Here is a 20803-nt window from a genome sequence, read left to right as displayed (position 1 = left end):
CCCCGTCCCCGGGCGCCACACCCACTCGGCGGCCCGGGGGCGCGGGGGTTCCCCGGGGCCCCGCTTCTCTCGGGTCGTTCTATGTCAGGCGGTGGGAGCCGGGTCGGTGGCGGCGACGGGGCGCCGGCCGATCAGGAACAGCGCGTAGCCGGCCAGCGAGATGACGAAGCCCAGGCCGACGACCATCGCGGCGATACCGAACGAGACGACCGAGGTGAACAGCGAGGCGCGCAGGAAGGAGCCGTTCATGACGGTGGCCCGGACCGGGTCCTCCTTGTCGAGCTCGGCGTAGGTCTTGCCGCCGCTCGCCTTGAGGGCGTGCTTCTCGATGATCTGGGCCTCGGAGTAGGCGGTCAGCGGGCCGTCGATCTTCTCGCCGGCGAACCAGTCGGCGTCGGCGGAGACGGTGATCCGCTCGTCGGCGAGCTGCGACTGCACGGTGAACCAGGTGGTGGCTCCGGCGGCCATCATGACCAGGCCGGCGAGCGACAGCACGATGCCGATCCAGCGAACGGCACCGCCCGAACCGCGAGCGGACTTCCGCGAACTGCGAACAGCACTACCCGCAGCGGTCCGGCTGACCTCGTGGGCGATTGCGGTCATGACTTACTCCCCGTTAGGTGATCGTTCTATCCCTTGTCGGTCCCTCCGGCCTGGTGTTCGGCCGGGGTTCGATCGTCGGCTTACGCAAATAAGAATGCGGTCCCGGGGCACTGCGCAGTAGGGCCGACAGGTACGGGCCGAAGGTCCTGACCAGGGGAAGGCCCTGGCCCGCCGACGGCGTCCGCCGGTGAACTCTTTCCAGGTCCGTGGCCGTCCGCTATAACTAACTAACTAGTACGTTATTTCGGATCGGATGGACCGCCTGGCGGACCACGCCGAGCCTGTCGTCGCGCGGGAAGGCAGAGCGGTCATGCTCATCGCCGAACATGACGGGGTCCGCGACCGGGCAACCGTGCCCGCCGGCGACCGGCGGCTGTCGATCGCCACCGCCTGTCTGTCGGGCACCATCGAGGATAAGCTGGCGGCCGCCGCCGCGGCCGGGTTCGACGGTGTCGAGATCTTCGAGAGTGACCTCATCGCGTCGGCCTGGTCGCCGTCGCGGATCCGGCAGGAGTGCGCCCGCCGCGATCTGTCGATCGACGTCTACCAGCCGTTCCGTGACTTCGAGGCGGTCGCGCCGGACATTCTGCGGTCCAATCTGCGGCGTGCCGAGCGCAAGTTCGACGTGCTGGAGCAGCTGGGCGCGGGCACGCTGCTGGTGTGCTCGTCGGCGTCCGCCGATGCCGTCGACGACGACGATCTCGCCGCCGAGCAACTGTTCGCGCTCGCCGAGCGGGCGGCGCGACGGGGCCTGCGGATCGCCTACGAGGCGCATGCCTGGGGCCGGTACGTCGACAGTTACGCACACGCGTGGCGGATCGTGCGCCGTGCCGATCATCCGGCTCTCGGGCTCTGCCTGGACAGCTTCCACGTCCTGTCCCGGGACGACGACACGGCCGGGATCGCGGTGATACCCGGCGCCAAGATCTTCCACCTGCAACTGGCCGACGCGCCCCGCCTCAAGATGGACGTGGTCGAGTGGAGCCGGCATCACCGGCTGTTCCCCGGGCTGGGCTCCTTCGACCTGGCCGCGTTCGCCGACCAGGTGCGGCGCACCGGCTATGCCGGGCCGTTCTCGCTCGAGGTGTTCAACGACATCTACCGCCAGGCCGACCCGCGACAGGCCGCCATCGACGGGATGCGGTCGCTGCTCGCCCTCCAGGAGGCCACCGCGGGTGCGGGCCCGGCCACCGGGCTGCCGGCCGCGCCCCGTCTGGGCGGGCACGTCTTCACCGAACTCGCCGTCGACGAGGTCTCCGGGCCGGTCGTGGCGCGGACCCTGACCGCGCTCGGGTTCGCCCGGACCGGCCAGCACCGGTCCAAGCCGGTGCAGTTGTGGGAGCAGGGCCGGGCCCGGCTGCTGCTCAACTTCGCGCCACAGCGGACGGTGCCGCCCGGTACGGCACTGATCTGCGCCCTGGCGGTGGAGAGCGACGATCCACCCCGGTCGGCTCAGCGTGCCGACCGGCTGCTCGCGCCGGTGCTGCCCCGGGTCCGGCAGCCGGGGGAGGCCGACCTGAGCTCGGTGGCCGCACCGGACGGAACCGCCGTGTTCTTCTGCCGTGCCGGCGGCGACGGCCCCGGCTGGCCGGCCGACTTCACGCCGACCGGGGACACGCCGCGTGCCGACGGGCTGGTCACCGCCACCGACCACATCGCGCTCACCGAGTCGGTCGACGACTTCGACCAGTCGGCCCTGTTCTACCGGTCGGTGCTGGGGCTGTGCTCCGGGCCCACCACCGAGATCGCGGCGCCGTTCGGGCTGTTGCGCAGCAGGTCGGCCACCGATGCGGCGCACACCGTCCGGATCACCCTGAACACGGCTCCGTTGCGCCGCGGGAGCTGGGCGCCGGGGATTCCGAGCCCACAGCATGTCGCGTTCGTCAGCGACGACGTGATCGCCAGCGCCCGGGCCATGCGCGAGCTCGGCGCCCCGGTGCTGCGGATCCCGGACAACTACTACGACGATCTGGACGCCAGGCTCGCTCCACCGCCGGATCTGCTGGCGGCTCTGCGGGATCTCTCGATCCTGTACGACAGCGACGACGACGGTGAGTACCTGCACTTCTACACCGAGATGCTCGGATCCCGGCTGTTCTTCGAGGTGGTGCAGCGCATCGGCGATTACGGGGGCTACGGCGCGCTCGCGTCCGTCCCGGTGCGGATGGCCGCGCACCGGCACCGGCGCCTGCTCGGTCTGCGCGCCGAGAAAGGGGGCGGGCCACGCGACTACTCGCTCGCGCACCTGACCGCGCTGAGCCTGTCACCTCCCGAACTGGTCGAGGCCGCCGCCGAGGCGGGCTACCGCTATGTGGGGATCCGGCTGACGAAGGTGACCCCGCAGGAGCCGCACTATCCGCTGGCCACCGATCCGGCACTGATGCGCACGACGAAGGTGCGGCTGGCGGCCACCGGTGTGGAGGTGCTCGACATCGAGCTGGCCCGGATCGGGCCGGACGAGGATCCGCGCGACTTCCAGCGGTTCCTGGAGGCCGGGGCGGAACTCGGCGCCCGGCACGTCATCACCCAGTTGCCCGATCCGGACCGGGCCCGCAAGGTGGACCGGTTCGCGCGGTTGTGCGAGATGGCCCGGCCGCTCGGGCTGACCGTCGACCTGGAGTTCCCGTCCTGGACCGAGACGCCGGACCTGGCCGAGGCGGCACGGGTGCTGCGGGCCGCCGGCCAGCCCAACGGCGGCATCCTCGTCGACCTGCTGCACTTCGCCCGCTCCGGGTCCAGCGTCGCGGACCTGCGGGAGCTGCCGGCGCACTGGTTCCACTTCGCGCACGTCTGCGACGCGCCGGCCGGGGTGCCGCCGACCAATGCGGAGCTCATCCACACGGCCCGCTTCGAGCGGCTGTACCCGGGCGACGGCGGCATCGATCTCGACGGGATCCTCTCGGCGTTGCCCGCGGGTATCCCGTACGCCCTGGAGATCCCCCGCGCTCAGCTGTCGGCGCAGGTCGGCGGCCGGGAGCACGCGCGGCTGGCGATCGCCGCCGCCCGGCGGCGCCTGGACGCCACCGTGACGGCGGGCTGACCGGGGTCAGCGGCAGAACGGCCGGCGGCCCATGGCCGACTCGATGCCGCCGAGAACGTGCTGGACGAAGTAGGTGTCACCGGCCGTCGGGGCGTCGGTCCACGCTTCGACGGCGTGCCCGAGCGTGGTCACCCAGGACCGGCCGCCGTCGTAGTACTGGCACCAGGAGACCGGATGGTTGCGGCCGTGGCCGGGATGGCCGCTGCCGCCGGTCGCCCCGTCCGGCAGGGTGCTCTCGTCCACCGTGGCGAGGATCCGCACCCGGCTGGGGAAGGGCACCAGGTTGTACCACTCGTCGGTGAAGTCCCAGCGGGCCGGCAGCCCGGCGGTCGACGCGTCGCGGCGGCTCGTGGTGACGACCGTGCCGGGCTGGTTGCGGCCGTGGTCGTAGTAGTTGGCGTCGCCGAGCAGGCCCTCGTACCAGGGCCAGTTGTATTCGGTGCCGAAGGCGTTGTGGATGCCGGCGAATCCGCCGCCGCCGCGGATGTACTGCCGCAGGGCGGTCTGTGCCGGGTCGTCGAGGGCGTCGCGGGTGGTGCTCATGAAGACGACCGCGTTGTACCGGAACAGGCGGGCGGGGGAGTTGAGCTGGGTGACGTCCTCGGTCCAGTCGACCGCGAAGCCGTTCTCCGCCCCGAGCCTGACCAGGGCGCTCTGCGCGGCGTTCGCCGGGGTGAGCGGGGGATTGAGCCCGGCGGGCAGGGCCGGGCCGAGGTGGGCGTGGCGGGGCCCGGCGGTACGGCTGTAGACGAGCACCCGGTAGCCGTCGGTGGCCGGGTCGAAGTTGCCCCAGTCGTGGTAGCAGCGGGGGTCGGTGCCGCGGCAGACGCCGTGGTCGGCGCTGTCGGCGGGCGCGGCGGCGGTCGGGCGGAGCCGGTCGTGCGCGGTGAGCAGGAGGGCAAGGGTGAGGGCGGCGGTCAGGTAGGCGTGGAGTCTTCTCCTGTGCATGGGTCGTCTCCCAGGTGGGTGGGCAGGATCGACGGTGGTATCGGGCCCTTGTTGCGGCGGCCCTGACCGGTCTCCTCCCAGGCGTGGGCGAGGATCCCGACGCTGCGGCTGAGGACGAACAGGCCGCGGGCCAGCGGGGGAGCGAAGCCGAGCTCGCCGTAGACGACCGCCGTGCAACCGTCGATGTTGATCGGTACGGGCGCGAGGATCCGCTCGACCGCCCGGGCGGCGCGCAGGTGGGCGCCGTCCACGACACCGTCCGCGACCGCCTGCTCGACCAGCGTGAGCAGTGGGTCCCGGCGCGGGTCGACGGTGTGGAAGCGGTGCCCGAAACCGGGCAGGTAGCGGGACGAAGCCCGCCAGCGGCCGACGACGAAGGCGGCGTCGGCGCCGGCGGTGATCTCGCCGAGCATCCGCATGCACTGTTCCCCGGCGCCGCCGTGCACGTCACCGAGCAGGTTGACCCCGGTGGCGACCGCGTTGTTCAGGCCGATGCCGCAGGTCGCGGCCATCCGGGCGACCGCGATCGACGGCGCGTGCGGCCCGTGGTCCACGGACGACACCAGCGCCGCCTCCAGCAGCCGCCGCCGGCCGGGCGTGGGCAGGTCGCCGCGCAGCATCAGCCAGATCATGTCGGTGAAGCCGGCCGTGCCGATCAGGTCCTGGACGGGCCGGCCACGCAGTTCGATGCGGTTGGGTTCGACGCGGGAGACGGCGGTGGCCCACCAGTCGGCCACGTCCCGCAGCGACGGATCGTTCACGGCGCGGTCACCTCCGAGGTGAATTCGGCGTTGTGCTCGCCCAGCAGCGGCGGCGGTCCCGGCGGCCGCAACGGCTCCCCGTTGACGAGGACGCCGTTGCCGGCGACCCGCAGGGTGCGCCGCGGCTGCCCGGGAAACGGCAGTTCGGTGACGAAGCCGCGTTCGCTGAGCTGGTCGAGTTCCAGGGCCTGCGCCACGGTCAGGATCCGGGCGGCGGGCACCCCGGCGCCGGCCAGCAGCCGCTCCCAGTCGAGCGCGGTCCGCCGCCGCAGCGCCGTGTTGATCTCCTCGTTGAGCACGGCCCGGTTCCGCTTGCGGGCCTCCCGGTCGGCGAACCGCTCGTCGGTGGGCAGGTCCGGGCGGTCGATGAGCCGGCACAGGGTCTCGAACTGTTCCTGCCGGTTCGCCGCGATGTTCAGCGGCCCGTCGGCGGCCCGGAAGGTGCCGGACGGCGCCGCGGTCGCGTTCTGGTCGCCCATCGGCTCCGGCGCGATCCCGCTGACCAGGTAGTTCGACGTGGCCCAGCCCATTGCCGACAGTGACGTCTCCAGCATGGAGACGTCGAGGAAGACCCCTTTCCCGGTACGGGTACGCCCGGCCAGCGCGGCGGCGATCGACATGGCGGCGACCAGTCCGCCGACCGTGTCGCAGACGGGGAAGCCGACCCGCAGCGGGACGGTGTCCGGAGTGCCGGTGACGCTCATCATGCCGGACAGGCCCTGGATGATCTGGTCGTAGGCGGGGGCGGAGCGCATCGGCCCGGTCTGCCCGAACCCGGAGATGGCGCAGTAGATCAGGCGCGGGTTGAGCCGGTGCAGCACCTCCCAGCCGTAGCCGATGCGGTCGAGGACGCCGGCGCGGAAGTTCTCCAGCAGCACGTCGGCGTCCCGGGCGAGGTCCTCGAAGACGGCCCGGTCGTGCGCGTCCTTGAGGTCGAGCTCGACCGACTTCTTGCCGGCGTTCTGGGCCAGGAACGAGGCGCCGAGCGCGGTCCGGTTGAGGTCCGGTTCGGGGCCCAGCGAGCGGGCCAGGTCGCCCTCGCCGGGCCGTTCGATCTTGACGATCTCGGCGCCGAGGAGCATCAGCTGGTAGCCGCAGTAGGGCCCGGCGAGAACGTTCGTCAGGTCGAGGACCCGGACGCCGTGCAGCGGTCGGTCGTCATCCATGTGGGGTGCCCTTCGGTCGGTAAGGCCGTAGGCGATCGATCGGTGTGAGTCATTGCCAGGGAACCTCGCGGCCCGTACGTTACACCTAGTCCACAGAGCGGTCTAGAAGGACCACCAAGCGGTCCACGCGAGGAGAGTGGCGATGACCGAACACGAGATCACCGAGGCCGGATGCCTCATCGCCGGCGGCTGGGTGACCGGCGGACCGCGGGTGGATCGCGTCGGCCCCTGGCTGCGCCGCGTCGTCAGCACCGCCCGGCAGGCCGGCGAGCGCGACGTCGAGACCGCCCTGCGGTACGCCCGCACCGGCGCCAGGACGGTGGCCCGCATGTCACCGGCCGCGCGGGCGGACGTCCTGGACCGCGCGGCCGCGGAGGCGTCCCGCCGCCGTGACGACCTCGCCCGGCTGCTGGCGCTCGAACTCGGCAAACCGGTCCAGGACGGCCGCGGTGAGATCGACCGGGTCGCCGACACCTTCGCCGTGTCCGCGGCCGAGGCCCGGCGGCTCGGCGGAGAGGTGCTGCCGGTCGCCGGCTGGGCGCGCGGCGTGGGCACCACCGCGCTCACCTACCGGGCGCCGGCCGGCGTGACCCTGGCCATCACCCCGTTCAACGCGCCGGCCAACCTGCTGGCCCACAAGCTCGGCGCCTCCTTCGCGGCCGGGAACACCACCATCGTCAAACCGCCACCACAGGCCCCGGCGTCATCGGCGGCCGTCGTCCGGCTGCTGCTCGACTGCGGGATGCCGGCCGAGGCGGTCCAGATGCTGCACGGCGGCGCCGAGATCGGGTCGGCGCTCAGCGCGGCCCCGGAGGTGGCCGTCATCAGCTTCACCGGCAGCCCGGCCACCGGCGCGGCCGTGGCCCGGGCCGCCGGCGCCAAACGCCTGGTCATGGAACTCGGCGGGAACGCCGCCACGATCGTCTGCGAGGACGCCGACGTGGCCGCGGCCGCCGCGATCTGCGCGGCCACCGGCTACAGCAACTCCGGGCAGAGCTGCATCTCGGTGCAGCGCGTCTACGTGGACCGGCGCCGCTACGCCGAGTTCCTGGACCTGTTCACCGAACGGGTGCGCAAGCTGCGGGTCGGCGACCCGCTCGACCCGGCCACCGCGGTCGGCTCGATGGTCGACGACGGCGCGGCCGAACGCGTCGTCGGCTGGGCGCGGGAGGCGGCCGCCGCCGGCGCGACCATCACCACGGGCGGCGACCGGGACGGGGCCACGGTCACCCCGACCGTGGTGGCGGACCCACCGGCGGACGCCCGGCTGATCCGTGACGAGGTGTTCGGCGCGGTGGTCAGCGTCTCACCGTTCGACGACTTCGACGACGTCCTGGCCACCTGCAACGACAGCCGGTACGGGCTGCAGGCCGGCCTGTTCACCCACGACCTGCGCCGGGTCGTCACCGCCTGGCGGGAACTGGAGGTCGGCGGCCTGATCGTCAACGGGTCGTCCAACTTCCGCCTCGACCACGTCCCGTTCGGCGGGGTCAAGGACTCCGGGTTCGGCCGGGAGTCCCCACGCTGGATGATCGACGACTACACGGTGGTGAAGACGCTGATGCTGCGCGGCCTTTCCCTGTTCGGCGACCAGGAGGGTCCCCGATGACCACCGCTGCCGAGGCCATGGTGACCCAGCTGGAGTCGTACGGCGTCGAGTACGTCTTCGGCACCTGCGGGCACACCAACATCGCCCTGCTCGACGCGATCTCCCGCAGTTCGATCCGGTTCGTGATCGCCCGCCACGAGCAGGCCGCCGCGCACGCCGCCGACGGGTACGCCCGGGCCGGCGGCCGTACCGGGGTGGTGCTGCTGCATGTCGGCCCCGGCATGACGAACGCGGTCACCGGCGTGCTCACCGCGGCCCTCGACTCGGTGCCGCTGGTCGCGATCGCCGGCGACATCCCCTCCTACTACCGCGGCCGGCACCCGCACCAGGAGGTGAACCTGCACGCCGACGCCGACCAGACCGCCATCTACCGGCCGTTCGTCAAACGCGCGTGGCAGGTGCACCGGGCCGGCGACCTGGCCCGGTTCACCGAGCGCGCGTTCTGGACGGCCGCGTCCGGGCGGCCCGGGGCGGTGCTGCTCAGCGTGCCGATGGACCACTTCTCCAGGCCGGTCACGGCGAGCGCTCACGCGTACCCCCTCGGGGTCCTGGAAAAGCCGGACCTGCCCGCCGAGGCCGCCGACCGCATCGCCGATCTGCTGCTGGCGGCCGAGCGCCCGCTGATCTATGTGGGCGGAGGGCTGCGGCGCGGGCCGGGCCTGGACGCGCTGCGCTCGCTCGCCGAGCATCTCGACATCCCGGTGGTGCACTCGCTGATGGCCAAGGGCACGTTGCCCGACGACCATCCGCTGCTGCTCGGCATGCCGGGTTTCTGGGGTCTGGAGCTGACCAACCGGCACACCCGGGAGGCCGACGTGGTGCTGGCCTGCGCGACCCGCTTCGCCGAGACCGACGCCAGCTCGTGGGACCGCCGCTACACCTGGCAGTTCCCGCCCGGGAAGCTGATCCAGATCGACATCGACGCGGCCGAGATCGGCCGCAACTTCCCGGTGGAGATCGGGGCGGTCGCCGACATCTCCCGCGCCACCCGGGCCATCGATCTTGCGGTACGGGCGAAGCGGCCACAACCGCACCGGCGTACCGGCCTGCGCGAGACCATCACGGCGGCCCGCCGCAGCCTGTTCGCCGACAGCCGCGGCCGTGGGGCGAGCGACAACTTCCCGCTGCGTCCCGAGCGGATCCTCACCGACCTGCGCGCGATCCTGCCCCCTGACGCGGTGCTGGTCACCGACGTGGGATGGAACAAGAACGGTGTCGCCCAGTGCTACGAGCTGCCCGCCGAGGGCCGGTTCATCACCCCGGGCGGCGCCTCCACCATGGGGTTCGGGCCGGCCGCCGCGGTCGGGGTGCAGATCGCCGAACCGGACCGCACCGTCGTCGCGCTGATCGGCGACGGCGGCATGGGCGCGCAGCTGCCGGCGCTGCCGATGGCCGTCGAACAGGGCGCACCGGTGATCTTCGTGGTGATGAACAACCGCTCCCACGGCACCATCAGCGACCTCCAGACGGCCAGCTTCGGGAGCGGGTTCGGATGCGACTTCACCGCGCCGGACGGTTCCGCCTACAGCCCGGACTTCGCGGCGCTGGGCCGGGCCTGCGGGGCGGACGGCTACCCGGTCGCGAGCGCCGCCGACTTCGGTGACGCGCTGCGTGCGGCATTGGCGGCCCGGCGGCCCGCGGTGATCGACGTACCGATGGTCAACGAGCCGGTGCCCACCCCGGGCCACTGGAACATCAAGGACATCTACCAGGGAGTCTTCGATTAACGGCTCCCCCGGATGGATCCGGGGGATTCCCAGCTCGGACCGCATCCGGTCCACCGTCCCGGAGGGAGGCGATCTGATGTCTTACGTCGTCGGCACTGGCACGGTCGCGTTCGGCCGTGGCGAGGATCGTCCTCGCGGCGTTGAGGTCGCGGCAGGCGGTGTATCCGCAGGCCGGGCACTCGAAGATGCGTGCGCCCAGTCCGAGGCGGTGATTGGCTCTCTCGCCGCACCCGGAGCAGGTCATCGTGGTGTAGGCGGGCGGCACCAGCACCACCTTCCGGCCCGCCCGCTTGCCGCGGTCGATCAGTTCTCGTTTGCAGGCGCCGATCGCGGCGTCGGCGGCCTTACGGGCCATCCGGGACTTGGCCAGGAACGTCGGCTTGAAGTCCTCAACGGCGATCAGACTGTGATGGTCAACCATCTGCTTGGCCCAGACTCGGGCGTCGTGGGTGTTCTGCCGGGCTGCCTTCTTCTCGATGCGGGCGGCCTGCCGCTTCGCCGTCTGGTAACCCTTCGACGGGGCCTGCCCCTTCGCTCGGCGACGGCGGGCCATCTTGCGCTGGGCCTTGGCCCGTTCGGCAGCGCAGCGTTTACGGTGGCCCAGGTGCGGCAGGTCGAACGCCGGATCGGTGGTGGTGGCGGTGGTCTTCACACCCCAGTCCACACCGATTCCCGGCAGATCGGGTTCCGGGATATCGCCGGTGTCACGGCGGACCACGAACGACGCATACCAGTGGCCGAGGTTGTCGCGGTAGACGCGGACGCTGGTCGGATCGGACGGCAGTTCACGGGACCAGACGACCGGGACAATGACCTTGCCGGGCAGGCACAAACGGCCGTCCTTGATCGAGAAGCCCCGGGTGGTGTACCCCAGGCTCGGCAGCGCGTCTTTGAGCCGCTTCTTCTTCGGCCGGCCCCGGCCTTTGACCGTGAAAGAGTGGTCCAGGGCGGTGGCGTAGGTGCGCAGGGTCTGCTGCTGGGCGACCTGCGACCCGGATCGCAACCAGGCGTTACGGCCCCGGGCCTCGGTCAGCATGTTCGACAGTTTGCCGGCTGTCGGCTTACGGCCGGCTCTCTGCTGGTGGACGGCCTCGTTCCACAGCCAACGGCAGCGGCCCCACTCGTCGAGCAGTACCGCCTGCGCCGTGCGGCCGGGCCGCAGGCGGTAGGTGTAACGCACTGTCTCGACCACAGTGGTCACTGTAACCCTCGAGGCCGTTCAGACGTCACCTGCGGGCTGGTCGACGACCGGCTGAAACAGATCAGCCGGGGAGTCCGCGCCGAACGTAACGCCCCATCGCGGAGCCGCAGACGATCCAGGCACCCATCCGCCTTGGCGGCGGATGGGCTACCCCTGACCTGCTCCGTAGTTAATCCGATTCTCCCCACGGCCAAAGCCGGGGTTTCCACGGAAGGCTTTCGATGAACCGTCGATCCCTGCTTAAGGGGGTTGCCGCCGCGGCGGCGACCCCGGTGCCCGCGCAATCCCATCGCGAGCCGTCCGCGGCCGACCTGAGCCGTTTCGACACCCCCGGCGACGCCGACTTTCCCAAGGTCGGCGGCAACCTCGGCAATCAGAACTACAGCGGGCTGCGCCGCATCAACCCCGGCAACGTACGCGGATTGCGCGGCGCCTGGATGAACTCGGTCGAGGGCGGGCTGCGCACCGGCAACAGTCAGAGCACCGCGGTCGCCGTCGACGGTGTCCTCTACATCGAGTCGGCGCTCGGCAACGTCATCGCCGTCGACGGTGTCACCGGGCAGACCCGCTGGCGTTACGAGCAGATCCGTGGCGCTCTCACCCGCCGCGGGGTCGCGGTCGGTGGCGGGCACGTGTTCACCAAGTCCAACGACAACTACGTCATCGCCCTCGACCAGCGGACCGGGCAGGTCGTCTGGGAGCGGCAGATCAACGGGTACGGCAACATCGAGAAGGTCGCCGTGGTCTATCACGACGGTCTGCTGTTCTGCGGCACCAACGACGGCCCGCGCGGCGCCGCCCTCGCCGTCGACGCCCGTACCGGTGAGGTGGTGTGGCATTTCTGGGGCACGCCCGGGCCCGGGGAGTTCGGCAACGACACGTGGGAGGGTGACTCGTGGGCGGAGGGCGGGGCCACCCCGTGGATCCATCCGGCCGTCGATCCGGCGCTGGGCCTGACGTACTGGACGTTCGGTAACGCCCGGGGCAGCAACTCGTCGCAGGACGGGTCGGCGCGGGGCGGGCAGAATCTGTTCGCCAACTCGCTGGTGGCCCTGGACCTGCGCACCGGCGCCTACCGCTGGCATTTCCAGTCGGTTCACCACGACATCTGGGACATGGACAACGTGATGTCGCCGGTGCTGGCCGACGTCCGTATCCACGGGCGTAACCGGAAGGTGGTCGTCTACGGCAGCAAGTCCGGCATGTACTTCATCCTCGATCGCACCGACGGCACCGCCCCGCTCGGCATCGTGGAACGGCCCGTCCCGCAGGAGCCGCGGCAGAAGACGTGGCCGACCCAGCCGTTCCCGGTGCAGGGCGGCTGGACCGAGCAGCGGGTCGCCGACCAGCCGCTGGGCACGTCGGTGCCGGGCGACCCGAACCGGGCGGTCCCCAACTACGTCCAGGGCGCCCTCTACGACCCGCACTGGGACACCCCGGTCCTGTCCATTCCCGGTCACGGCGGCGGCGCCGATTGGTCGCATCTGTCGTTCAGCCACCGCACCGGCCTGGTCTACACCGGATTCGGGTACGTGGCGGCGGCGCACTCGCTCACCGAGGCCGCCAACGGGCTGCGGCCGCCGGGGGAGTACCAGACCGGCGGCATCGTGGCGGTCGACGTCAGCACCAACCGGGTGCGGTGGAAGCGGCGGATGCCGTACTCGCTGGCGCACGGCAACGGCATCCTCACCACGGCCACCGATCTGATGTTCATCGGACAGCCGGACGGCAACCTGCTCGCCATGGACGCGTGCACCGGCCGTGAGTTGTGGCGGTTCCAGACCGGGGCGGCGATCAGCTCCAGCCCGATCATGTACCGGGCCGGCGGCCGCGAGTATCTGGCCGTCTACGCGGGCGGGACCAGCATTCCGTACGGGAACTCGGCTCCTCGTGGGGATTTCCTGTGGGCGTTCGAGATCGGCGGGTCGCTCGGCCCGGTGCCGGCCCCGCCGCCTCCGGTGATCCGCCGCCCGGTCTCCGGTGGCCCGGTCGAGGGCACGGCCGTGGTGATCGGCCGCACCGCCACCGGCACCACCGAGTCGTTCGGGGTGGCGAGCATGGCGCCCACCCATCTGCGGGTGCCGGTGGGTACGACCGTCACCTTCACCAACCACCCGGGCAACGCCGGCCCGCGCGGCGTCACCCAGTTCTTCGAGGGCCTGTTCGACGTGACGCTGGCGCCGGGGGAGTCGTTCACGTACACGTTCGACCGCCCCGGCGAGTACTTCTTCAACGATCCGGCGAGCCCGCGTTCCACCGGCAAGGTCGAGGTCTACCGGCCGTGACCGGGCGGCTGTACATCCTCAACGGGCCGAACCTGGACATGCTCGGCCGGCGGGAGCCCGACCTGTACGGGCGGGTCACGCTCGCCGAGATCCGGAAACGGTGCCATGAACTGGCCGCCGAGCTGGGTTTCGACCTGTTCTTCGGGCAGTCGAACGCCGAGGGGCAGCTGATCGACTGGGTGCATGAGGCGTACGAGGAGCAGGCCGCCGTCATCATCAACCCGGCCGGCCTGTCCACCACCTCGGTCGCCCTGTACGACGCGCTGCGCATGCTCGGCGAACCGATCGTCGAGGTGCACCTGACGAATGTGTTCAGCCGTGAGCCGCTCTACCGGAACCTGCTCACCGCGGCCGCGTCCTGGGGTTTCCTGGCCGGGTTCGGCGCCGACGTCTACGAGCTCGGGATGCGCGGGCTGGCCCGGCGATGCGGGTAGGTGTCCTCGGCTGCGGCGCGATCGCCCGCATCCATGTGGCGGCACTGCGGACGATCGCCGGGGTCGAGGTGACCGCGGTCGCCGACGTGGTGCCGCGGCGGGCGCACGCCTTCGCCGCCGAGCACGGCATCCCGCACGTCTTCGCCGACGTCGAGTTGATGCTGGCCGGCGGGGTGGACGCGGTGACCGTCTGCACCCCGCACGCGGCCCACGAGGCCGGGGTCCTGGCGGCCGCGCGTCATCGCGTACACGTGCTGTGTGAGAAACCGCTCGCGAACGACGTGGCGCAGGCGAAACGCATGATCGTGGCCGCCGAAGGCGCCGGGATCCGGTTCGGGGCGATCTTCCAGCGCCGGTTCTGGCCGGCGGCCGCCCGGATCCGCGCCGCCCTCGACGACGGCCGGCTGGGCCCGCTGATCAGCGGCGGCGTGGTGGCCCGCCTGCACCGCGACGCCGGCTACTACGCCGAGCCGGGGCGCGGCGGCGTGCTCATGACTCAGGTGATCCACCACATCGATCTGCTCCAGTGGTGGCTGGGCCGGGCCCGGCGGGTGACCGGGCACCGCGCCACGCTTGCGAACGACCGGAGCATCGGTGTGGAGGACACGGCTGGGGTGCTCATCGAGTTCGCGTCGGGTGCGATCGCCACCGTGCAGGCCGGCACCACGTTCCGGCCCGGCCTCGGCGTCCAGGTCTGGGTGTCGGACGCGGCCGGGCGCACGGCGGGCGTCACCGAGTATCCGGAGGGCGTCGGCTTCACCGACGTGTGGACCGTGCCGGGGGAGCCGCCGCCGATCCTCCGGTACGAGCCGGGCCGCACCGCCGACCTACCGCTCGCCGACGTCCACGACCGGCTGGCGCCGTTTCACGCCGTCCAGATCGCCGACTTCGTGGCGGCCGTACGGGACGGCCGCGAACCTGCCGTGACCGGCCGCGATGCGTTCCACTCTCTGGAGATCGTCGAAGCGGTGTACGCGTCGTCGCGCACCGGCAGGACCGTTGAGTTGGGGTGAGCCGCTCAGCCGGGGGCGCCGAACGGCCTGTCGAAGCCACGCTCGGACATCTGCTGGGCCATCGCCCGCAGGTCGGCGGCGAACGCGGTGACCCGGTCCGGGGTGAACCGGATCGTCGGCCCGCTCAGTGCCAGCGCCGCGACGACGCCGCCGGAGCGGCCGAGGATCGGTGCGGCGACCGCGGACAGCCCGGCCTCGCGCTCGCCGTGGCTCTCCCCGTAGCCGGCCGCGGCGGCCTCGTCGATCCACTCCCGCATGACCGCGGCGTGGCCGGGGCCGTGCGGGGAGGCCTTGGCGATGCGCTCCAGCAGGGCGGGGGAGGCGTCGCGGAGCAGCACTTTGGACGAGGCGCCGGCCCACATCGGCAGCTCGTCGCCGACCCGGACGACGTGCCGCAGCGGTTGCGGGCTCTCCTGCTGGGCGACGCAGACCCGGTAGATGTCGCGGGCCACGTACAGGTTGACGGTCTCGCGCTGGCGGGCGGCGAGCTCGCGCATGCCGGTCTGGGTCTCCGGGGGCAGCTCCCAGCTCTTGCGGGCCAGGTGCGCCCACCGCCACAGGCCGGGCCCGGCCATGTACCCGTTCGTGGTGGCCCACAGCAGACCGTTGTACTCCAGCGTCGCCACCAGCCGCAGCACCGTGGTCTTGGCCAGGCCGGTCGCCTCCACGATGTCGCGGACCGACACGATCGGCCGGTCGTCGGTCAGCAGGCCGAGGATCCCCAGCGCACGCTGCACGCTGCGCACCCCTTGCTGGTCAACGGCCTCCGGCGACTCCACAGGTTCCACTCTCCTCGCGTCCAGGTGCACGACCGCGGACCATCCTGCCGTGTCACCCGGATTCTCCTGCCCCCGGCCCGGATTCACACATCCGTAACGGCCTCTTGCCAGAACCTGCGGTCGCCCGTACGTTACACGCAGTCCACTGAGCGGTCCAATTGGTCCGCCTGATGGCCACGTGAGAGCGAGGTTCCTCGTTGACCACACCCACACCCACACCCGAGCGGCGTGAACCGGCGTTCCTGCGCGTCTGGGGATCGGTGGAGCTGACGATCGCCTCGCTCACCGTCGTCGTGATCTTCGTGAGCGTGCTGTGGCAGGTGGCCAGCCGGTACGTGCCGGCACTCAACTGGCAGGGCGTCAGCGAACTCGCCAACTACTCCCTGATCGTCCTGACGTTCGTCACCGTCGGATACCTCGTCGGCAACAACGGCCACATCACCATCCAGATCATCGACTACCTGGCGCGCGGCCGGGCCATGACGGTCGTCAAGGCCGTCTCCGCCGTCTGCACCGCGGCCATCTGCGCGCTGATGGTCTGGGAGGCCTACGCGCTGATCCGCGCCTACCCCGGCCGCCGCACCGCCGCGCTGGAGATCCCGATCGGGGTGCTCTACGCGTTCCCGCTGGCCGGCTTCGCCTCCGGCACCGTGCGGGCGATCGTCCGCATCTTCCTGGCCGGCCGGCCCGACGAGTTCTTCGACGCCGCGGAGGCCCGATGATCCTCGAACTCTGGATGATCGGCGTCGCCGTCACCGTCCTGATGATCCTGCGCGTGCCGGTCGGGCTCGCCTTCATCGGCCCCTGCCTCTGGTGGGCGCTCGCCGACGGCAACTCCAGCGGCTTCGCCCTGAAGACCACCTTCGACGGCCTCAACAGCTTCCCGCTGCTCGCCGTACCACTGTTCATCCTGGTCGGGGTGATGGCCAACCGGCTCGGCATCGCCGACCGGCTCTACGACTTCGGCCTCGCCGTGCTGGGCCGCATCCGCGGCAACCTCGCCTACGTCAACATCGGCACCGCGGTCGGCTTCTCCTGGATGAGCGGCTCCGCCCTCGCCGACGTCGCCGGGCTCGGCAAGATCGAGGTCCCGCACATGGTGAAGGCCGGTTACCCGTACCGGTTCGCGGCCGGCCTGACCGCCTCGTCCTCGCTGATCAGCCCGGTCATGCCGCCGAGCATCCCGGCCGTCATCTACGCCGCGACCGCCGCCGTCTCCACCGGAGCCCTGTTCGCCGCCTCGATCATCCCCGCCCTGCTGATGGCGGCCGGCCTCTGCGTGTACGTCTACATCTGGACCACCCGCCGCCCCGACGTCACCTCGGTGCCGTTCGACCGCACCCGGTTGCGCGCCGCCGCGATCGGCACGATCGGCCCCGCGTTCGTACCGGTCATCCTGCTCGGCGGCATCCTGTCCGGCACCTTCACCCCGACCGAGGCGGCGTCGGTCGCCGTGCTCCTGATGATCGTGCTCGGCCTGGTCTACCGCACCCTGACCGTCAAGATCATGATCCAGTCGCTGCGGGAGACGGCCGTCATCACCGGCGGCATCGGGCTGATCCTCGGTTCCGCCGCCCTGCTCGGCCTGATCATGACCCGCGCGCACGTCTCCAGCAGCGTGGCCGAGCTCGTGACGTCGGTGTCCAGCGACCCCTGGATCTTCATGATCATGGTCAACGTCGTCCTGCTCGTCCTCGGCACCGTCGTCGACGCGACCGCCGCCATCCTCGTCCTGGTGCCGGTGCTCCTGCCGGTCGCCGTGAGCCTCGGCGTCGACCCCGTCTACTTCGGCGTCGTCATGATCATCAACCTGATGATCGGGCTGCTCACCCCACCCGTCGGAAGCGTCCTGTTCGTCACCGCCTCGGTCACCGGACGGCCCGTCGAAGAGGTGTTCCACGGGATCGTCCCGTTCCTCGTCCCCCTGGTCGCCGTGCTGATCCTCGTCACGGCACTGCCCGGCCTCGTGCTGTGGCTGCCCCATCTGCTCGGATTCTGATATTCGGGAGTAAATGATGAAAAGACTCGCCGTCGCCCTGACCCTCGTCCTTCTCACCGCCGGTTGCACCACCTCCGGCAACGCCCCCGCCGCCGAAGGTGAGAACCCCACCCTCACCCTCAAGATCGGCAGCTCCCAGCCGGAGACCCAGCCGAACTTCTACTGCGGCATGAAGCTGCTCAAGGAACGCGTCGAGGCACAGAACCTGGGCCTCACCATCGACATGTTCCCGAACAGCCAGCTCGGACCGGACGCCGAACGCTTCGCCAGCGTGCAGACCGGCGACATCGACATCGACCTCCAGGGCGGCTCGGCCATGTCGACCGCCTTCCCGAAGATCGGGGTCCTCGACGCCGCCTACGCCTTCAACGACATCGACCACTTCTTCGCCTGGATCGACAAGAACGGCCAGGCCTTCTTCACCGAGTTCAACACGGCCACCGACACCACCATCGTGGACGCCTGGTACTTCGGCATGCGCACCTTCACCGCCACCAAGCCGATCCGCAAACCCGAGGACCTCGCCAGCCTGAAGATCCGCTTCCCGAACACCCCGCAGTTCCTGGCCAACGCCAAGGCACTCGGCGCCAACGCGGTCGCCATCGCCGTCGAGGAGCTCTACCTGGCGCTGCAACAGGGCATCGCCCAAGGCCAGGAGAACCCGGTCACCGCGACCCACGCACAGAAATTCGACGAGATCCTCAAAGTCGCCAGCCTCAACAACCATCAGGTCGGCGCCCACTTCGTGGTGGTCTCCGACAAGACGCTGGACAGGATGAGCCAGCCGCAGAAGGACGCCCTGTTCACGGCGATCCACGACATCCGCGCCGAGAACCGTAGGTGCGTCGACGACGAGACCGAGAAGGTGCTCGACGGATGGCGGGCCGACCCTGCCCGTACCGTCGTCGAAGTCGACCAGATCGACCGCAACGCCTTCATCACCAAGGCCGAGGCCTTCTTCAACACCCACTACACCGGCGAGAACCTGGAACTCTACAAGAGCATCCGGGCCTCCGCCTGATGGCGGACGTGCTGATCGGACTGGTCGGTGCCGGCATCGGCCAGTCCCACTCCCCGCTGCTGCACCAGCGCGAGGCCGACCGGCACGGGATCCGCCTGCTCTACACCACCATCGACTCGCACACCCTCGGCCTGCACACGAGCGACCTGCCCGACCTGCTGCGCTGGGCCCGCGCCCTCGGCTACCGCGGCCTCAACGTCACCCACCCGTTCAAACAGCGGATCATCGACTGCCTCGACGACCTCTCCGCCGAAGCGCGCCTGCTCGGGGCGGTCAACACCGTCGTCTTCGACGACCAGACCACCAAAGGCCACAACACCGACGGGTACGGGTTCCGCACCAGCTTCGCCGAACACTTCCCGTCGGTGGCGCGCGACCACGTGGTACAGCTCGGCGCGGGCGGTGCCGGAGCGGCCGTCGCCCATGCCATGCTGGTCCTCGGCGCCCGGCGCCTGACCGTCGTCGACCTGGACCCCGATCGGGCCGCCGCCCTGGCCCGCACCCTGACCGGCCGGTTCGGCGCCGGCCGGGTCACCACCGGCGCTCCCGCCGACCAGAGCGACCTGCTCGCCACCGCCGACGGCGTCATCAACGCCACCCCGACCGGCATGGCCCACCACCCCGGATCGCCCGTCGCCGCCACCGACCTGCGCCCCGGCCTGTGGGTGGCCGACCTCGTCTACCGGCCCACCGACACCGCCCTGCTCCAGGCCGCCCGCGCCGCCGGGGCGCCCACCCTGCCCGGCGCCCCGATGAGCGTCCACCAGGCCGTCGCCGCCTTCGCACTGTTCACCGGCCGCACCGCGGACCCCGCCGCGATGCTCGCCCACTCCGCCGAACTCCTGCGCACCGGCGCCTGAACCGATGTGGAGCGCGGCGCCGTTCGTGCTCCTGCTGGCCGCGGTCGCACTGCTCGAGGCGCTCGCCGCCGGATGGTGGAGCAGACTCACCAACAAGGCCCTGGTCGTCACGGCCCTCGCCGTCCCCGCCGCCGTCCACCTGCTGGTCAGCGGGCAGACCGCGGCGCTCACCCACTCGATCGTCGAATACGTGTCCTTCCTGTCGCTGCTCGCCGCACTGTTCGTCATCGCCGGCGGCATCGAGATCCGCGGCTCGCTCGCCGGCACACCCCTCGCCAACGCCGGCATGCTCACCATCGGCGCGGTGCTCGCCAACATCATCGGGACCACCGGCGCCGCCATGCTGCTCATCAGGCCGTTCCTGCGGGCCAACGCGCGCCGCCGTACCCGGGCCCATCTGGTCGTCTTCTTCATCCTCATCGTCGCCAACGCCGGTGGCCTGCTCACCCCGATCGGCGACCCACCGCTCTACCTCGGCTTCCTCAAGGGCGTTCCGTTCGGCTGGACGCTCCGGCTGTGGGCGCCGTGGCTGTTCGTCAACGGCACTCTCATCCTGCTGTTCAACCTGATCGACCAGTTCCTCGTCAACCGCGAGGAACGACGCGACCGCGCCACCGGCCTGATGGACCAGCTGCTCACCCACGAACCCCCGCACATCACCGGCAAGCGCAACCTGCTCCTGCTCGCGGCCGTGGTCGCCGTCCTGCTGACCCGGGGCGCTCTCGGGTTGCCGTTCGGCGTACCCGAGGCGGCGCTCGCCGCGATCGGCTACCTGTCCTACCGGTGCACACCCCGGGCCGTCCACGACGGCAACCACTTCACGTTCGGCCCGATCGTCTCGGTCGCGGTGATCTTCGTTGGCGTGTTCGTCACCATGACCCAGCCGCTGCTCCTGCTCAACGCCCACGCCGCCGAGATCGGCCCGCACCAGCCGTGGCAGTACTTCTGGGCCTCCGGCGCCCTGTCGTCGACCCTGGACAACGCGCCCACCTACCTGGCCTTCACCTCCGTCGCCGCCGGGCAGCTCGGCATCGCCGTCACCGACCCGCAATACCTCGCCGCCCTGATCGCCGCCCCGGCCGGCGACGACCTGCTGGCCCCCATCGCCTGCGGCGCCGTGATGATGGGATCGCTGACCTACCTCGGCAACGGCCCGAACCTGATGGTCAAGGAGGTCGCCGAACACCGAGGCGTACGGATGCCGCACTTCTTCGCCTACGCCGGCACCGCAACCCTGATCATGCTGCCGATCCTGACGGCCACCACCCACCTCTTCTTCCAGTGAGAGTGCGCCTCTCGGGCGAAGACTTGCCGAACTCTCGATGAATCTCACCGCCTGTCCGTCCCGGCGCCCCCG

General features: G+C 71.1%; 17 protein-coding genes. 11 read left to right on the top strand and 6 right to left on the bottom strand.

Annotation, left to right across the window (positions count from 1 at the left end):
- Positions 1 to 84: 84 nt before the first annotated feature.
- Positions 85 to 603: an aromatic ring-opening dioxygenase LigA gene (locus KZ829_RS14535; protein ID WP_220144428.1), complete on the bottom strand. Its 519-nt coding sequence runs from the start codon at positions 601 to 603 to the stop codon at positions 85 to 87.
- Between the two features lie 310 nt (positions 604 to 913).
- On the opposite strand from KZ829_RS14535, the gene KZ829_RS14530 reads away from it, so the two are divergent.
- A complete protein-coding gene (locus KZ829_RS14530) occupies positions 914 to 3643 on the top strand; it encodes a TIM barrel protein (RefSeq protein WP_220144427.1) in 2730 nt (909 codons plus the stop codon).
- Positions 3644 to 3649: 6 nt separating this feature from the next.
- Here KZ829_RS14530 and KZ829_RS14525 read toward each other — a convergent pair whose 3' ends face one another.
- The 3 genes from KZ829_RS14525 to KZ829_RS14515 are packed head-to-tail and all read right to left on the bottom strand — an operon-like array spanning position 3650 to position 6518.
- Positions 3650 to 4591: a ThuA domain-containing protein gene (locus KZ829_RS14525; protein ID WP_220144426.1), complete on the bottom strand. Its 942-nt coding sequence runs from the start codon at positions 4589 to 4591 to the stop codon at positions 3650 to 3652.
- On the bottom strand, positions 4561 to 5352 hold the full coding sequence (locus tag KZ829_RS14520) for a citryl-CoA lyase (protein WP_308285481.1): 792 nt from the start codon (positions 5350 to 5352) through the stop codon (positions 4561 to 4563). The genes KZ829_RS14525 and KZ829_RS14520 overlap by 31 nt, the downstream gene beginning before the upstream one ends.
- Positions 5349 to 6518: a CaiB/BaiF CoA transferase family protein gene (locus KZ829_RS14515; protein WP_220144425.1), complete on the bottom strand. Its 1170-nt coding sequence runs from the start codon at positions 6516 to 6518 to the stop codon at positions 5349 to 5351. Before KZ829_RS14515 ends, KZ829_RS14520 begins: the two co-directional genes overlap by 4 nt.
- 142 nt (positions 6519 to 6660) lie before the next feature.
- On the opposite strand from KZ829_RS14515, the gene KZ829_RS14510 reads away from it, so the two are divergent.
- Positions 6661 to 8127, top strand: coding sequence for an aldehyde dehydrogenase family protein (locus KZ829_RS14510; protein WP_220144424.1), 1467 nt, complete (start codon positions 6661 to 6663; stop codon positions 8125 to 8127).
- Complete coding sequence (locus tag KZ829_RS14505; RefSeq protein WP_220144423.1) at positions 8124 to 9854, top strand: thiamine pyrophosphate-binding protein; 1731 nt, start codon at positions 8124 to 8126, stop codon at positions 9852 to 9854. The genes KZ829_RS14510 and KZ829_RS14505 overlap by 4 nt, the downstream gene beginning before the upstream one ends.
- On the opposite strand, the gene KZ829_RS14500 is transcribed toward KZ829_RS14505, so the two are convergent.
- Positions 9823 to 11046, bottom strand: a complete 1224-nt coding sequence (locus tag KZ829_RS14500) for an RNA-guided endonuclease InsQ/TnpB family protein (RefSeq protein ID WP_220144422.1) — start codon at positions 11044 to 11046, stop codon at positions 9823 to 9825. The genes KZ829_RS14505 and KZ829_RS14500 overlap by 32 nt on opposite strands.
- Positions 11047 to 11327: 281 nt before the next feature.
- Between KZ829_RS14500 and KZ829_RS14495 the strand changes: the two genes are divergently transcribed.
- From KZ829_RS14495 to KZ829_RS14485, 3 genes are read left to right on the top strand one after another with little or no spacing between them, the layout of a single operon-like run.
- On the top strand, positions 11328 to 13340 hold the full coding sequence (locus tag KZ829_RS14495; protein WP_220144421.1) for an outer membrane protein assembly factor BamB family protein: 2013 nt from the start codon (positions 11328 to 11330) through the stop codon (positions 13338 to 13340).
- Entirely contained in the window at positions 13337 to 13774 is a 438-nt protein-coding gene (locus tag KZ829_RS14490) for a type II 3-dehydroquinate dehydratase (protein WP_220144420.1), read from the top strand. Before KZ829_RS14495 ends, KZ829_RS14490 begins: the two co-directional genes overlap by 4 nt.
- The gene (locus tag KZ829_RS14485; protein WP_220144419.1) at positions 13765 to 14787 is read left to right on the top strand and encodes a Gfo/Idh/MocA family protein; all 1023 of its coding nucleotides are present in this window, start codon (positions 13765 to 13767) and stop codon (positions 14785 to 14787) included. The genes KZ829_RS14490 and KZ829_RS14485 overlap by 10 nt, the downstream gene beginning before the upstream one ends.
- Before the next feature lie 5 nt (positions 14788 to 14792).
- On the opposite strand, the gene KZ829_RS14480 is transcribed toward KZ829_RS14485, so the two are convergent.
- Positions 14793 to 15524 carry an IclR family transcriptional regulator gene (locus KZ829_RS14480; protein ID WP_308285480.1) on the bottom strand — a complete coding sequence of 244 codons (732 nt, stop codon included), beginning with the start codon at positions 15522 to 15524 and terminating at the stop codon, positions 14793 to 14795.
- Between the two features lie 239 nt (positions 15525 to 15763).
- On the opposite strand from KZ829_RS14480, the gene KZ829_RS14475 reads away from it, so the two are divergent.
- Genes KZ829_RS14475 through KZ829_RS14455 form a run of 5 tightly spaced genes read left to right on the top strand, consistent with a single transcriptional unit; the run spans position 15764 to position 20731 of the window.
- A complete protein-coding gene (locus tag KZ829_RS14475) occupies positions 15764 to 16288 on the top strand; it encodes a TRAP transporter small permease (protein WP_220144417.1) in 525 nt (174 codons plus the stop codon).
- Positions 16285 to 17565, top strand: coding sequence for a TRAP transporter large permease (locus KZ829_RS14470; protein ID WP_220144416.1), 1281 nt, complete (start codon positions 16285 to 16287; stop codon positions 17563 to 17565). The genes KZ829_RS14475 and KZ829_RS14470 overlap by 4 nt, the downstream gene beginning before the upstream one ends.
- Before the next feature lie 16 nt (positions 17566 to 17581).
- Positions 17582 to 18586, top strand: coding sequence for a TRAP transporter substrate-binding protein DctP (gene dctP / locus KZ829_RS14465; protein WP_220144415.1), 1005 nt, complete (start codon positions 17582 to 17584; stop codon positions 18584 to 18586).
- Positions 18586 to 19446 (top strand): shikimate dehydrogenase, encoded by an 861-nt coding sequence (locus KZ829_RS14460; protein WP_246635640.1) that lies wholly within the window; start codon positions 18586 to 18588, stop codon positions 19444 to 19446. The genes dctP and KZ829_RS14460 overlap by 1 nt, the downstream gene beginning before the upstream one ends.
- Before the next feature lie 4 nt (positions 19447 to 19450).
- Positions 19451 to 20731, top strand: coding sequence for a sodium:proton antiporter (locus tag KZ829_RS14455; RefSeq protein WP_220144414.1), 1281 nt, complete (start codon positions 19451 to 19453; stop codon positions 20729 to 20731).
- Positions 20732 to 20803 lie beyond the last annotated feature (72 nt).

The organism is Actinoplanes hulinensis (assembly GCF_019429605.1).
Lineage (GTDB): Bacteria > Actinomycetota > Actinomycetes > Mycobacteriales > Micromonosporaceae > Actinoplanes > Actinoplanes campanulatus.
The sequence above is the reverse complement of the archived record's forward strand: the minus strand, read 5'-3'. Positions and strand labels throughout refer to the sequence as shown.